This window comes from Methanolobus sp. ZRKC3 (genome assembly GCF_045291275.1).
GTDB lineage: Archaea > Halobacteriota > Methanosarcinia > Methanosarcinales > Methanosarcinaceae > Methanolobus.
In genome coordinates, this window is the sequence record NZ_CP146982.1 from 1,136,157 (window position 1) to 1,151,778 (window position 15,622).

Annotated in this window: 15 protein-coding genes; 13 read left to right on the forward strand and 2 right to left on the reverse strand. The window is 45.3% G+C overall.

Annotated elements, in window-relative coordinates:
* Positions 1–108: 108 nt before the first annotated feature.
* The 7 genes from V7O66_RS05695 (at position 109) to V7O66_RS05725 (ending at position 6,851) form a co-directional block, all read left to right on the forward strand.
* A complete protein-coding gene (locus V7O66_RS05695; protein WP_406662053.1) occupies positions 109–639 on the forward strand; it encodes a 4Fe-4S dicluster domain-containing protein in 531 nt (176 codons plus the stop codon).
* On the forward strand, positions 636–1,538 hold the full coding sequence (gene hdrB, locus V7O66_RS05700) for a CoB--CoM heterodisulfide reductase subunit B (protein ID WP_406662055.1): 903 nt from the start codon (positions 636–638) through the stop codon (positions 1,536–1,538). Before V7O66_RS05695 ends, hdrB begins: the two co-directional genes overlap by 4 nt.
* Positions 1,539–1,638: 100 nt before the next feature.
* Positions 1,639–3,624, forward strand: a complete 1,986-nt coding sequence (locus V7O66_RS05705; protein WP_406662057.1) for a 4Fe-4S binding protein — start codon at positions 1,639–1,641, stop codon at positions 3,622–3,624.
* A gap of 3 nt (positions 3,625–3,627) precedes the next feature.
* Complete coding sequence (locus V7O66_RS05710; protein ID WP_406662059.1) at positions 3,628–4,059, forward strand: hydrogenase iron-sulfur subunit; 432 nt, start codon at positions 3,628–3,630, stop codon at positions 4,057–4,059.
* Entirely contained in the window at positions 4,060–5,211 is a 1,152-nt protein-coding gene (locus V7O66_RS05715) for a Coenzyme F420 hydrogenase/dehydrogenase, beta subunit C-terminal domain (RefSeq protein ID WP_406662061.1), read from the forward strand. It begins immediately after the preceding gene.
* Positions 5,208–6,662: a molybdopterin-dependent oxidoreductase gene (locus V7O66_RS05720; protein ID WP_406662063.1), complete on the forward strand. Its 1,455-nt coding sequence runs from the start codon at positions 5,208–5,210 to the stop codon at positions 6,660–6,662. The genes V7O66_RS05715 and V7O66_RS05720 overlap by 4 nt, the downstream gene beginning before the upstream one ends.
* Positions 6,663–6,851 carry a hypothetical protein gene (locus V7O66_RS05725; protein WP_406662065.1) on the forward strand — a complete coding sequence of 63 codons (189 nt, stop codon included), beginning with the start codon at positions 6,663–6,665 and terminating at the stop codon, positions 6,849–6,851.
* 129 nt (positions 6,852–6,980) lie between these two features.
* Here V7O66_RS05725 and V7O66_RS05730 read toward each other — a convergent pair whose 3' ends face one another.
* Together V7O66_RS05730 and hdrA2 are read right to left on the reverse strand one after the other, a co-directional pair.
* Positions 6,981–8,282: a 4Fe-4S binding protein gene (locus tag V7O66_RS05730; protein ID WP_406662067.1), complete on the reverse strand. Its 1,302-nt coding sequence runs from the start codon at positions 8,280–8,282 to the stop codon at positions 6,981–6,983.
* The gene (hdrA2, locus tag V7O66_RS05735; RefSeq protein ID WP_406662069.1) at positions 8,279–10,633 is read right to left on the reverse strand and encodes a CoB-CoM heterodisulfide reductase HdrA2; all 2,355 of its coding nucleotides are present in this window, start codon (positions 10,631–10,633) and stop codon (positions 8,279–8,281) included. Before hdrA2 ends, V7O66_RS05730 begins: the two co-directional genes overlap by 4 nt.
* 202 nt (positions 10,634–10,835) lie before the next feature.
* Between hdrA2 and hcp the strand changes: the two genes are divergently transcribed.
* The 6 genes from hcp (at position 10,836) to V7O66_RS05765 (ending at position 15,552) form a co-directional block, all read left to right on the forward strand.
* Positions 10,836–12,521, forward strand: a complete 1,686-nt coding sequence (hcp, locus tag V7O66_RS05740; protein WP_406662071.1) for a hydroxylamine reductase — start codon at positions 10,836–10,838, stop codon at positions 12,519–12,521.
* A gap of 53 nt (positions 12,522–12,574) precedes the next feature.
* Entirely contained in the window at positions 12,575–12,913 is a 339-nt protein-coding gene (locus V7O66_RS05745) for a cupin domain-containing protein (protein WP_406662073.1), read from the forward strand.
* Between the two features lie 164 nt (positions 12,914–13,077).
* Positions 13,078–13,362, forward strand: coding sequence for a ferredoxin-thioredoxin reductase catalytic domain-containing protein (locus tag V7O66_RS05750; RefSeq protein ID WP_406662075.1), 285 nt, complete (start codon positions 13,078–13,080; stop codon positions 13,360–13,362).
* A 35-nt stretch (positions 13,363–13,397) separates the two neighbouring features.
* A complete protein-coding gene (locus V7O66_RS05755) occupies positions 13,398–13,859 on the forward strand; it encodes a (Fe-S)-binding protein (protein WP_406662077.1) in 462 nt (153 codons plus the stop codon).
* 35 nt (positions 13,860–13,894) lie between these two features.
* Positions 13,895–15,148: a formylmethanofuran dehydrogenase subunit B gene (locus V7O66_RS05760; RefSeq protein ID WP_406662079.1), complete on the forward strand. Its 1,254-nt coding sequence runs from the start codon at positions 13,895–13,897 to the stop codon at positions 15,146–15,148.
* Positions 15,148–15,552 (forward strand): molybdopterin dinucleotide binding domain-containing protein, encoded by a 405-nt coding sequence (locus V7O66_RS05765; RefSeq protein WP_406662081.1) that lies wholly within the window; start codon positions 15,148–15,150, stop codon positions 15,550–15,552. The genes V7O66_RS05760 and V7O66_RS05765 overlap by 1 nt, the downstream gene beginning before the upstream one ends.
* The last annotated feature ends 70 nt before the right edge of the window (positions 15,553–15,622 follow it).

Sequence of the window (15,622 nt, forward strand, 5' to 3'; positions counted from 1 at the left end):
TTTATGACAATAAATGAAAACACAATCCGAAGCATTTATAAGTTATAATCATGTACAATTCAAAGTATCAAAATCAATTATTAATCGTTATAAAAAGGAGTTTGCACTATGCCGTCCAATATAGAACGTTGTTACCAATGCGGACAATGTACCTCTGTTTGCCCAATGGCAGAACAGGAACAAACGTACAAGATCCGTAAACTTTTGCAGATGGAAAAACTGGGTCTTGAAAGCGAAGAGGCCATGAAGATACCCTTTATTTTTTACTGCACCACATGTTATCGCTGTCAGGATAATTGCCCGCAGGGAGTCAATATAGTGGACGGTGTTCTGGAAATTAGAGCAAAGGCAGTACACAATGGAGAAATGCTTGCACCTCACAGAAAGGTAGGACAGATGCTTACCGACTACGGTCACGCAGTTCCTAATAACGATATCAATAAAGAGAAAAGGATCAATCTTGGACTTGATGCAATGCCAGCTACGGTCCAGAAATCTGCCGAACAATTAGAAGATATCAGAACCTTGCTTCATCTCACAGGCTTTGATGAGCTCATAGCAGATGAAGAAACAAACGATAACAGAGTTGTTATCCAGAATACGGATACTCAGCCACTCGTTGCAGAGGAAAATGTATGAGTAACCTGTCATTGTTCCTTGGTTGCGTAGCCCCAAACCGATATCCCGGTATTGAGGCAGCCACCAAAAAAACTTTTTCAAAGTTTGAAATAGAGCTTGATGACCTTGAAGGAGCTTCCTGTTGCCCTGCCCCCGGAGTGTTCAAGTCATTCGATAAAGTTACTTGGCTGACACTTGCATCAAGAAATATTGCCCTCTCTGAACAACTGAACGATGATGTACTTACAATATGTAATGGATGTTACAGCACACTCAAGGATGCTGGAGAGGAACTGAAAAAAGATTCCGATCTGAAAGAAACAGTTAATGAAAAACTTTCTGAGATCGGATATGAGTTCAAAGGTATGCACGATGTGCGCCATGTGATAGAATATCTTTACCAGGATGTTGGTATCGATAAAGTCAAGGAACTTATCAGCAACCCGCTTAACCTGAAAGTTGCTGTGCACTACGGATGCCACCTCATCCAGCCACTCAGGGAAAATGATTCTGAGCTTGTTGACGGAACTATTACATTCTTTGATGAACTGGTAGAAGCAACAGGTGCATCCAGCACGGATTATGATGATAAGATGGCTTGCTGCGGAGCAGGAGGCGGAGCCAGAACTGCAATTTTAGATGCCACATTGAAGATGGCTGACAAAAAACTTCAGAACATGACAAATGCACAGGTCGATTGTATTGTAAATGCCTGTCCGTTCTGCCATCTGCAATTTGATTCCGGTCAGCAGGACATCAATAAGAAGTTTGACACGGAATATGATATTCCTGTATTACATTACACCCAGCTGCTTGGACTTGCAATGGGCTTTTCCCCTGAAGAACTTGGGATTGACCTTAATGCCACAAGTACAGCTAATTTCATTGAAAAGATTAAAGATGGCTCCTTCAGGAGCTAAATATTTCAGATTTTTTTTGAATTTCATTGATTGACGAGAAAAATCTTTATTTTAAATGTGAAGAAAATATTACGCCATGAATCAGCCCTGGAGAAGAAATATGGCTCAAGAAGAATTAACAACTGATACAAATCGACCAGATGAACCCAGAATTGGGGTTTTTACATGCGAATGTGGAGTTAACATCGGAGGTGTTGTTAACTGCCAGGAAGTGGCAGATTATGTAGGCACACTCCCAAATGTTGCCAGATCATCAGTCAACAAATACACCTGTAGTGATTCCGGCCAATCAGAGATTAAGCAGGCAATCAAAGATCATAATCTGAACCGTGTAATTGTAGCTGCATGCACACCAAAGACCCATGAGCCTATTTTCAGGGCATGTGTTGAGGAAGCAGGACTTAACCCTTACCTATTCGAATTTGTGAACATAAGGGAGCACTGCAGCTGGATCCACATGCAGGAGAAGGACAAGGCAACCCAGAAAGCCAGTGAGCTTGTACGCATGGGTGTTGCCAGAGCGGCACAGCTTGAACCACTGGAATCCAATGAAGTTCCTGTAACTGATGCGGCGCTTGTTATCGGTGCAGGAGTTGCTGGTATGCAGGCTGCTCTTGATATTGCAGATATGGGGCACAAAGTCTATCTTGTGGAAAAGAACCCATCCATTGGCGGAAAGATGGCACAGCTTGACAAGACCTTCCCAACCAATGACTGTAGTATCTGTATCCTTGGCCCAAAGATGGTAGAGGTTGCAAGGAACAAGAATATTGAACTTATGACCTATTCCGAGATTGACGAGGTCGATGGATATGTAGGTAATTTCAAAGCAAAGGTCAGGCACAAGGCACGTCATATTGATACTGACACTTGTACTGGCTGCGGACTCTGCGTCCAGAAATGTCCAATTGAGATCCCTGATGTGGAATTCAATGAGGGAATCGGCACCCGCAAGGCCATATACGTACCATTCCCACAGGCTGTACCACTAAGAGCAGTTGTGGACAGGTCTGTCTGTATTGACTGTGGAGCCTGTATCAAGGCATGTAGCAGCAAATCCATTGATATGGAGCAGGAGGACACTTTCTCAGAACTTGATGTGGGAGTTATAGTTGTTACAGCAGGATTCGATGTATATGACCCTGAACCCACCAATGATTACGGTTACGGATTATATGACAATGTAATTACAGGCATGGAACTGGAACGTCTGATAAATGCCAGCGGACCGACCATGGGTAAACTTGTAAGGCCAAGCGATGTAACCCCACCAAAGAGAGTAGGATTCATCCAGTGTGTTGGAAGCAGGGACAAGAACCGCAACAGATATTGCTCCAGTTTCTGCTGCATGTATGCGCTTAAGGACGCACAGCTTATCAGGGAAAAATACCCGGATTCTGAAGTATATATTATGTACATGGACATGAGAACTCCCTTCAGGAATTACGAGGAATTCTACGACAGGGCAAGGGACATGGGTATAAAGTTCATCCGTGGAAAACCCGGAAAGGTCACCGAAAAGGATGACGGAACCGTCGTTGCCCGTGTAGAAGATACACTTACAAATGATGTCATTAACCTTGATCTTGACCTGCTGGTCCTCAGTGTTGGTGCAGTATCAAGTGACAGTACTGAACGTATCAGACAGATCCTCAAAGTAAGCAGGGCTGCTGACGGTTTCATGATGGAATCACATCCGAAGCTCAAGCCTGTGGATACCACACTTGACGGTATCTTTATCGGAGGAGTTACACAGGGACCAAAGGATATCCCATACTCCGTATCCCAGGGAAGTGCATGTGCTGCCCGTGCAACACGATATCTTGCGCAGGGTAGAGCAATAACAGAGGGAATCACTGTGGATGTTAATGATGACATCTGTGTTGGATGCGAGATCTGCGTACCAATGTGTCCATTCCAGGCACTATCAATGGAAGGCGGTAGACTGAATATTATCAAGGCACTTTGCAAGGGTTGCGGAACCTGTGCAGTAGCCTGCCCCACCGGCGCACTTCAGCAGAGCCATTTCAAGAATGACCAGCTGCTTGCGCAGGTAAAGAGTGTTTTCACTTACCAGGGGGAATGAAAAATGGCAGAAAATAATGAATGGGAACCGAAGATAGTTGCATTCTGCTGTAACTGGTGCAGTTATGGCGGAGCGGATACAGCAGGCATGGGAAGATTCCAGCAGCCTGCATCTGTCAGGGTTATCAGAGTAATGTGCTCAGGACGTATCGACCCATTGCATGTATTCAATGCATACCTTGAAGGTGCAGATGCTGTACTGGTAACCGGATGTCACATTGGTGACTGCCATTATGTTAACGGTAACTACAAGACCCAGGTCAGACACCAGTTCCTGGAAGACATGGTGAATGAACTTGGACTTGAACCTGAAAGACTTCAGCTGAACTGGATCAGTGCCAGTGAAGGAGAGAAGTTTGCAACTTTCATAAAGGACGTTACAGAGCAGATCAGAGAACTTGGACCAAGTCCGCTAAAACCCGAGGGAGTGAACTAAATGGTAGAAGTCGGAGACAAACTTATTGGATATTCAACCGATCCTGAGGTTCGCAACCGCGGAGCTTCAGGTGGTATGGTTACAGCCGTACTTGCTGCCGCCCTTGAAAAAGGACTGGTGGAAAGTGTGATAGTGCTCAAGCACATCAACGAATACGAAGCTATCCCAATAATCACAGATGATGTGAATGAAGTGCTTGCATCAACAGGTAGTATGCATGCAGTTCCGGTCAATCTGGCAAAGTACGCAGTTGGCAAAAATGTTGCCATGCCAGCCAAGCCATGTGATGCAAGAGGTGTGATCGAGCAGGCAAAACGCAATGAGGTAGATATTGACAACACATACATAGTTGGCCTCAATTGTGGCGGAAGTATGCACCCTGTACTCACCAAGGAAATGCTCATCAATATGTATGAGATCGACCCCGAGGATGTCGTAGGCGAGGAGATAGAGAAGGGTAAACTCATCTTCAAGACAAAGGACGGGGAAGAGAAGGCAATATCCATTGACGATCTTGAAGAAGCTGGATATGGAAGACGTGAGAACTGCCGCTACTGCGAAGTCAAGATACCAACCAGTGCAGACATTGCATGTGGAAACTGGGGCGTTATAGGCGAACTTGCAGGAACTGCTACCTTCTGTGAAGTTATGAATGAGAAGGGAGTGCGTCTGCTTGAGAATGCCATAGAATCAGGTTTCATTGAGGTTCAGCCCGCAAGTGAGAAGGGAATAGCCATAAGAGAAAAGGTAAACGGTGCAATGCTTAAGCTCGGAGAGAAGTGGAGCGGAAAACTATTCACCGAAATACCAGATCAGGAACGTATTAACTATTATATGGAACAGTTTGCAGACTGCATAGATTGCGGAGCCTGTAAGGATGTTTGCCCCTCCTGCGCATGCGGCGAGGATTCAAAATGTACGATGTTCCATAGTCTTGCAGACAACTACAAGATGAGCATGTATCACATGGTACGCCTGCTCCATCTATCTGACAGTTGTATCGGATGCGGACAGTGTTCAGATGTCTGTCCTGTGGACATACCCGTAACGACTATATTCAGACGCTTTGCAAACCCTGCCCAGAAGAAACGTGATTATAAGGCGGGAATGACCCTTGAAAGACCACCTTTCCTGGAGTTGATGCTCAAATGAAAGAAATGGTATACCAGACAATTTGCCCTGGATGTGGAGTAGGCTGCGGCCTTTACATCAGGGAACATGATGAAGGAAAGATAAGTATTGATTTCATGAAAAGCAGTCCTGCAAACCTGGGAAAACTTTGCAGGTTCGGGATCAAATTACCATATCACTATTCAGAAAGCAACAGTACAGTGACCGGTTCAGATGCAAGCATGGAAGTGGCTATTGAAGCTGCTGCCCTCAAACTAAAGGATGCAGATAATGTAGCCATGCTTTCAGTGGGAAACACAAGCAACGAAGAACATATGGCATTCACCAAAATTGCTGAGACATTGGGTACTGCGGTACAGACCGGCGTTTCAGTCTATTCACAACTGCCACCTGAATGTCACCCATATATGGCAGGTATGCCATTTGCTGATATGGAGAAGGCAAAAAGGATAGCGCTTTTCGTGGACCCCTACGTTCAGTATCCACTCATCGTCAGGAGATTGCTTGCAGCCAAAAATAATGGTGCATCCATTGTTTCTGTGGGTACAAAACACCTGCACATTGCAGATGAGAACAAAGATCTGAAACCAGAGCAGTACGATGAACTGGAACTTGACAGCGATTCTTTGATCATAGCAGACGTACATCCAAATTCCGATGCCCAGCAAGTGAAACAACTGCTAAACCTTGCCCAGAGAACAGGAGCAAAGATACACTTTATGAAACCTTTCATAAACAGTGCAGGTAGCAACCGTCTTGGAAAGGCAAAGGTAAGGAAGATGAGCCTTTCACAGATAATGGAAGGTATAGAACTTGGCAATATCAAAACTCTGGTAACACTTGACAGCGACCCTGTAGAACTCATACCCGACACAGGAGCTGCCATTAAAACACTGAAAAAACTTGACAATCTCATTGTGATAAGTTCAAGGAACAGTCCTGTTACCAAACTGGCTGATGTGATTATTTCCACTGAGCCTGTTTACAGGAAAGCCGGAACTTTCCTCAGTGTTGAAGGAATGCTTCAGGAAAACAGTGGTACAGGTGTGGAAGGTATCGATGCAATGTCCCTGCTCAATGATAAACTGGGAGGGGACAAATTCGACTATGTACAGTTACATGATCAGGTGATTGAAAGTATCAAAGATACAGGAAGTAAGCCTGAATACAGTATGATAGAAGTCGAAAATGTCGCACATATAGTACCTGAAGGCATGTACGAACTGAAGTATCTGTACAACCCGTTCATGTGGTTCAACCAGACCGATGATAACGATTTCGTACTCCTCAACAGGAATACGGTTAAGAAGCTCGGACTCAAGAAGGGCGGCATGGTGACCCTGAGCAACGAGAACGGTACTATCAATATGCGATACAGGGTAGAGGAAATGCCTGACAGCGTGGTACTGAGCGCAAAGAAATTACCCATAGCAACAGGAGTTGTTAGCACCATTTCTATGGAGGGATGCTAAATGCCGGAGCTTGACAAGGACCAGCAGAAAAAGTTTATTGAGGAATTAATGACCAGGAACGAACTAAAAGGAGGAGGGAAAAAGCGCCTCATCAAATTCCTGGGCGAGAAATATGAATGGGACAAGCAGAAAGTGCAGTTCAGGCTCAAAAGGGCAATAATTGCTGAAAAATATGCACAGAGCCATTAATATTGTCAGCAGATCAAAACAGAAAACATTATGAAGGCAATGGTTTTCCAGCCTTCATACATTAATTCTTTAGCTTTTTCCTTTTTATCGATGATTCCGATCAATTGATTATCATGATATGATCGAAAATTAAGCCAGCTTCTTTTTTATCTCTTTACTGACCTTTTCCGGCTCATCGCTTTCAACAACCTTCCTGAATTTTGCACTGCTGAGCAATGGTTTAGCCTTTTCAAGACGCTCTCTTGCAGCTTCGAGGAAGGATGAGTCTATATCAGGCTTCTCAACTTCAACGTGTTCTTTTGCAGGTTCAGGTTCGACCTCGATGGTTCTTGAAATATCCGGGAATTTCCTTTTGGATGTTACCATGGAGTCAATGGCATCTCTCCACTGGGAAGCCCAGGGAGAATCAGGTATCTTTGTGTGGCTGACCTGGGTGCGTTCAACACGCATAATATCCATGGGACAGGCATTGACGCAGGCACCGCAGTAGGTGCAGTAATCCTCTTTCATGGCAATTTTACCATCTTCCGAAACGTACCAGAGATGAGACGGACAAACATTGAAACATCCGTGACAACCCTGCGGGTCGCATTTATCAATATTGCTATCAATGAGAACTATTTCACCATCAAAGGGTTTCTTGATGTCCACCGCATCGTAGGGACAGACCACCTGACACCATGTGCAGCGAGTACATTTACTATCATCAATTGTAAGATTGCCTTCAATCTCCGGGGCCTCACCCCTTTTTTCTCCCTTGACAGTAATTGCATCCTCAGGACAGAGATCCTGACATAACACACAGTAATCACATTTGTCTTCGTCAACCAGCAATAGCTCAAAAGGTGTGGGATCAGTGGGAGTCTTGTCCTTGTCGATGAGCAGGAAGGCATCGCAGAATTCGGCGCACAATCCACAGAAATTGCACTTCTCAGTATCTATTTCTATCTCACCCTCTTTGCCTTCCTCAAAGGGTGCTATCTCCTCTTTTTTCTTGAAGGTGAACTCAACCTCAATGGCATCTTCGGGGCAGGAGGCCTTGCAAATTGCGCAGGGAACACACTTCTCGTTCATCTCCACATATGAGTCAAATTCAGGGAATTTCTCATGCTCCGGGAACTCACCCTCTTCAGTCATTACAAAGGCATGCACTGGACAGAAGCTGGCGCACATGGAACAGAAGGTACACTTCTCAAGGTCCATTGTAACAGGAGGAGCATCAAGGCCTGTGGATATTTCCTGCATGGGTCCAAGTTCAAGCGCTTTTGTGGGACAGAGACCTACACAGATGCCACAGCCCACGCATCGCTTATAATCATAATCAAGGAACTTTACGGATTTCTCGGTGATCTGCCTGTAGATGAAATGGGAATCATCTATATCCATATCCTTTGTGACGGTGAGAGATTCGTCCTGTTCTGTGTCACTCATTCAGAATCCTCCTTGAGCTCGGAACCTATGGGTCCTATTTTCTCAAGGTAATCTACAAAACTCTCCATGGAATTGGCGAACCTTTCACCTTCTGCAGCAGATATCCACTCGGTCTTGAGTCTGCCAGGGTCTATTCCTATGCCCTCAAGAACCTCCTGCAATGCTTCCATTCTTTGCTTGGCATTGTAATTGGCAAAGATGTAATGACATTCACCAAGACGGCATCCTGCCACAAGTACACCATCGGCACCCCTTTCAAACGCTTCGAGCACAAAGGATGGGTCTACCCTGCCGGCACACATGACCTTTATGACCCTGGCGTTTGTAGGATACTGTATCCTTGAAGTTCCTGCAAGGTCAGCACAGGTATAGCTGCACCAGTTACAGAGGAACGCCACGATAAGAGGGAACTCTGATTTTTGTTCTGTGGCTGCATGTATCTGAGCCACTATCTGAGCATCGGTACTGTTGCGCATACATATGGCATCAACTGGACAGGATGCACTACATGCACCACATGCCAGACATGAGACTTCATCAACCACTGCCTTTTTGTCGACCATGGTTATCTTCTTGAACTGGCAGACATCCTCACAAATTCCGCATCCTATACATTTTTCCGGTTCAACATGGGCACTGAAAGGATCGGTCTCAAGTTCTCCCTTTGATAGAAGCTGTATGGCCTTGGCGGCTGTGGCACTGCCCTGTGCAATGGAAACCTGAATTTCCTTAGGACCAGAGGCACAGCCTGCTATGTAAACACCTGAAATATGGGAGTCAACCGGACGCATCTTGGGATGGGCTATGGCAAAGAAACGGTCAGGTCTCCTGCTGAGGTTCAACAACCTTGAAAGACGATCAGCATCAGGAGTTGCTTCCATACCTGTGGCAAGCACCACAAGGTCGTAGGGTTCTTCGCATATCTCACTGTTTAGGGTATCCTCGTAGCGCAGGAAGAGATTTCCCTTACTGTCAGGCATGGTTTCCGCTACCTTTCCACGGATGAAATTAATTCCCATGGACTGACTGCGTATGTAGTATTCCTCGTACATCTCCCCGGATGCACGTATATCAATGTAATGAATGGTAATATCCACATCTGGATAACGTTCCTTGAGCAGCTGCGCATTCTTCATGCTTGACATGCAGCAGACCCTTGAACAATAGGGGTTATCCACCTTCTCATCCCTTGAGCCAACACACTGGATGAAGGCGACCTTCTGGGGCACTTCCTTTGTAGAAGGCACAAGCACTCTGCCTTTTGTGGGACCAGAAGCATTGAGCAGGCGCTCCATTTCCATATTGGTGACTACATCGGGATAGACACCATAGCCATATTCCGGTTTACGCTTGGCATCGAAGTAATCGTAACCTGTTGTAACGATGATGGCACCTACAGTGAATTCCAGTGTTTCTTCTTTCTGCTCGTAGTTCACTGCATCTGCCGGACATGCCTGCTGGCAAAGACCACAGCCTACGCAGAATTCACTGTCGATATACACGGATTGCGGGACAGCCTGTGGGATAGGCAGGTTGATTGCTTTTGTCTTGCCAAGTCCGAAATCAAACTTCGATGGTATCTCCACAGGACATACACCGCCGCATTCTTCAACACAGCCCTTACATTTGTCCGCATCCACGTATCTGGGATGCTGTGCGACCTTCACCTGGAAATTACCCACAGAACCTGTGACCTCACTGACCTCTGCCATTGTGAAAAGGTCAATGTTCTCGTGATTGTGCACGTCTGTCATCTTGGGAGCAAGTACACAGATGGAGCAGTCGTTTGTGGGGAAGACCTCGTTTAGCAGAGCCATTTTGCCGCCGATGGTTGGTTCCTTTTCCACCATGTAAACATGATAACCTGAATTTGCAAGTGTGAGTGAAGCTTCGATACCGGCAACTCCGCCACCGATGACGAGTATATCTTTTGTGATAGGGACTTTCTTGATCTGCAGGGGATTGAGCAATTTCAGCCTTGCAACACCCATTTTAGCAAGGTCGAATGCCTTCTGGGTAGCCATTTGCGGATTTTCCATGTGTACCCAGGAACACTGCTCACGGATATTTGCCATCTCGAGCATGTAAGGATTCAGGCCTGCCTTTGTCAGCACTCTCCTGAAAGTTGGCTCATGCAGATGAGGAGAACATGCAGCCACTAATACGCGGTCAAGGTCATTTTCCTTTATGTCCTTGATGATGGATTCCTGTCCTGAATCAGAACACATGAACTGTATGTTCTTCGCCAGTACAACGCCATCTAACTCGCTCACTTTCTCCCGAAGTGAATCAACATTGATAACATGGGCAATATTTAGCCCGCAGTGACATATATAGACTCCAATCCGCATATTAATGGCTCCTTTTGGATTGAATGATGACTTAGACAAAGATATAGTTTTGCATATTGTTCGAACAACCGCTGGAATTGGGAGGTATTTGCACTTAAATTCTTCATTTGCAGGTATCCAATCGGAAACTTCCCACTATATATGCTAGTATCTCCAATATACTGGTATCCTAAAGATAGCGTGTTAATCAAAGGTGAGTAAAATGTTCTGTTACCAATGTGAAGAAACAATAAATGGAAGCGGCTGTACAAAGAATGGTGCTTGTGGAAAGAAAGGCGAGGTTGCTGACCTCCAGGATGATCTGATGTATGTTCTGAAGAGCGTTGCATTCTACAATGCAAAGGCAAGGGCAAACAATCTCAACGATGCAAAGACCGATGAGTACATCATCAACGGACTTTTTGCAACAGTCACAAATACCAACTTCAGTGGTACTGACATTAAAAAGCACATAAATGAAGGCTTCAAGGTAAAGGACGACATCAAGAAGAAGCTTCTGGATGCAAAGGTCATCAATGAAAATTCAGGCTCATCCTTCCCAAGATGGATCAAGGAAAAACTCCTTGGCGCAAGCCCAAATGCAGGCGAAGAGATTCCTGTTATGGCAAAGGTAACAGCAGATACCATCGCAAACATCAACACAAGTATCCTTGCAACAGAGAATGAAGACATCCGCTCCCTCAGGGAACTTATGATCTACGGACTTAAGGGAATGGCAGCTTACGCTCACCATGCAAACGTCCTCGGATACAAGGATGATGAGGTAATGGAATTCACAGAAAGGGCACTTCTGGCAACAATGGATGACAGCCTTGGTGTTGACGAGCTCGTTCCAATGGTACTGGAATGTGGAGCAAAGGGTGTTGCAACACTTGCCCTTCTTGACAAGGCAAACACAACAACCTACGGAAATCCTGAGCCAACAGAAGTCAACATCGGTGTAGGAGACAAGCCGGGCATCCTGATCAGCGGTCACGATCTTAAAGACCTTGAGCAACTCCTTGAGCAGACACAGGGCACTGGTGTAGATGTTTACACACACGGTGAAATGCTCCCTGCAAACTCCTATCCGGCATTCAAGAAGTACGATAACTTCTTTGGAAACTACGGTGGCTCTTGGTGGAAGCAGAACGTGGAATTCGAGACGTTCAATGGCCCCATACTCATGACCACAAACTGTATCACACCTCCAAAGGACTCCTACATTGACAGGGTCTACAATACAGGTGTTGTCGGATTTGATGGTGTTAAGTACATCGATGCAGGAGAGAACGGAGCAAAGGACTTCTCAGCTATCATCGAACAGGCAAAGACCTGCAGTGCACCAGAACAAATTGAAGAAGGCACTATCATGGGCGGATTTGCACATGTATCTGCACTCTCAGTTGCTGACAAGATCATCGAAGCTGTAAAAGGCGGACAGATCAAGAAATTCATAGTCATGGCAGGATGTGACGGCAGACACAAGGACAGAAGCTACTACACAGACTTTGCAGAAGCTCTTCCAAAGGACACCGTCATCCTCACAGCCGGATGTGCTAAATACCGTTACAACAAACTTGATCTGGGAGACATCGGTGGAATTCCAAGATTGCTTGATGCAGGACAATGTAATGACTCCTATTCACTGGTAGTCATCGCACAGGCGCTTGCAGGGGCTTTCGGACTCGAGGACATCAACGACCTGCCAGTATCATACAACATCGCATGGTACGAACAGAAGGCAGTCCTTGTATTGCTCGCACTGCTCAGCCTTGGTGTCAAGAACATCATGCTCGGCCCAACACTGCCAGCATTTGTCTCACCAAATGTCCTCAACGTACTGGTTGAGAATTTCAACGTCATGCCAAACACAACAGTTGAAGAAGACCTCAAAACCCTTCTTTAACTCCACTTTTTTGGCAACTAACACAACAGTAAGGAATAAAGGGAGTAACAGATATGAAGATCACAAGCTACAAGACAGCAGAGTTAAAGAAGAACCCTCACGGAGTTAGCGTCAACAAGCTTCATGACAATGAGCACGCACAGGTTATGCATATTGAGTTAAAGCCTGGTGAAGGACTCAAAACACACACTACACCTGTTGATGTGTTCTTCTATGTTCTGGAAGGCGAAGGTATCGTGGAGATCGGAGACGAGCAGGAAACAGTTACAAAAGATATGCTCATCGACAGTCCTGCAAATATCCCACACAGGATCATGAACGAGAGTGACAGCACTTTCCGTGTTCTTGTTACAAAGACACCAAAACCTACAGAAGCTACAAAATTCAAATAAGCAACCTTCCGGGGTGTGAAAGCACCCTGCTTTTTTCATTCCATTTCACTTTTTTGACATTTTTATATTCTGCCTACAAGCCAAGTACGTATCGGGCGGAAATAGATAAATAATGATATCAAGATTATTAACTCATACTTTTTACTAGTTATCGGAGATTATCTATGAGCGACCTTACACCAATAATGGACAAAATGCATGAATGGGCATCAAGATATGCAAAGAAAAAGGGATTTGTCCTCAACCCCAATGAAGAAATGCTGCAACTGGTAATCGAAGGCCTTTCCAGAAACAAGGAAGAGCATGGTAAGCAGTACTGCCCATGCCGCATCATCAGTGGCAACGAGGAAGAGGACCGTAAGATAATCTGCCCATGCATCTATCATGAAGACGAGGTCGAAACTGATGGCAGCTGCCACTGTAATCTATTCTTCAAAGAAGAGAGCTGATTACAATATTTCAATCTCAAAAATAAGGTGATACCATGGCAAATGTGATGGAAATATACCAGTTGCTTCCAAAAACAAATTGTAAAGAATGCGGCAAATCAACATGCATGGCATTTGCCGTTGACCTGCTTGCCCGCAAGGTGACTGCTGATGACTGTCCACCTCTTGTAAAAGAAGACAAATACAAGGCAAACTACGAGAAACTCTCGGAAATGTTCAGTTCTGTTGCTAATGTCAGTGAAACAGGACTCATAGTACATGCTGAAAAATGTACAGGCTGTGGTAATTGTGTCGTTGCATGCCCGGTTGATGTGGCTGCCGACCCCCATGGTGCTGGTAGTGGCAAAGCACCTACGACTGACAAAGTTATATTCAAGGTCGTAGACGGTGTTGTAACAGCAAATAATGTTCAGGAATGTCGCCGTTTCGGCGAGAACAAGATCCTCTGTGTAGCCTGTATAGACACCTGCCCCACAAAGGCTATAGAATTTGTCTGAAGCGGAAAATCAATATATTATCTGTGGTGATTTAATTGACTGATGATTACTATGTATGCCCCGGCTGTGCCCTTCTATGCGATGACATAGAGGTTGAGACCGAGGGAAAAGAACTGACAAAGATATACTCTGCATGCATGAAGGGAGTTGCACGCATGAAAGGCGGTAGCAACCCGCTTGAGTACACTGTTGAGCAGGAATCTGCTGATGTTGATACTGCAATTGAAAAAGCTGCAGCTATCCTCAGGGATGCAAAGAACCCACTTATTTTCGGACATGGAAATTCCAGCTCAGAGGCTCAGAAGAAAGCCATTGAGATCGCAAAAAAGACGGGGGCATACATCGATGATACATCCTCATTCTGCCAGGGACCTATAATTGAGGCAATCCTTCAGGACAAACTGAAGACATGCACCCTGGATGATGTAAGACACAAGGCAGATGTCATTTTATTCTGGGGAGCAGATCCAGCTAACTCCCACCCAAGGCACATGTCCAGATATTCCTATTTCCCAAGAGGACAGGAACGCCAGAGAGGATGGGAAGAGGACCGCACATTGATAGCGGTTGATGTCAGAAAATCTGAAACTGCAGAGATAGCCGGAAAGACAGGATTCTTCCAGATACCCGTTAAAGGGGATGCAGAATTCATAGACGCTCTTGTGAGCGGGCTTTCCAGCAAGGTTCCTAAAACCTCCTTTAACTTCGATAAGAAAAGACTTCTCGAGCTTTCAAACACACTTAAGAAAGCCAAGTTCGGCGTAATATGCGTAGGCCTTGGCATGGTGTATTCACTTGAGGATCTTGAACCTCTGTTCGCATTGATGGAAAAGCTCAACTCCGTTTCAAACTTCCACCTCATACCCATGGTTGGACAGTACAACATGAGAGGCTTCAACCAGAACCTCTTCGAAGAGACCGGCTACATCAACAGGGTCAAATTCGACAGTGAAACAGGAGAAGCTAAACACGGAGCAGAATATTCCGTTGTTGAAGCACTCAAGGAAAAAGCCGTGGATGCAGCACTTATCATCGGCTCCGACCCACTCTCGAGCCTGCCACTCTCTGTTGCAAGATACCTTGCGAACATCCCACTCATCGACATAGACCCATGCCAGAATCTCACATCCACAAAGGCGAATGTGACTATCCCTTGTGCATTGGGAGGTATAGGATCCGGCGGCACTGCCGTACGCATGGACGGTGTGGAAATAGAGCTGAAACAGATAGTTGAGACTGATAAACTCTCAGATGAAGAGGTACTCACACGCATAATGGAGGCAATATAATGGGATTCGGACAATTCCTCGCTGCACCTGAGGTAAAACTGACCATTGTAACATACAGGGATGTATTCCAGAACTCCGCTCTTGAAGCATCGAGATTTGATGAGGAATACGAGCAGCTTTCAGCTGTTATCAAACTTGACCCAAAGGACTTCTCAAAGCTCTCTATCAAAGATGGAGAGACTGTCATTGTCAAAAACGGTGCTGAAAAGGTTGTTGTAACAGCCCAGGCATCCGGATACGAAGAAGCACATGAAGGAGTTGCCTATATGGTTAACAGTCCCTGGTCCAATGCCCTCGTATCTGATGAAACAAATGGAACAGGTGTTCCTAAATTCAAGAACTTCAAAGCTGTGGTTTTAAGTGCCAAAGGTGAGAAGGTCACGGGGATCAAAGATATATTCTGATCCCATCTTTTTTCTTTTTCTGATTTTAAGTTAAGCATCCTCATTTTTTAAAACACGATATTCTTATACA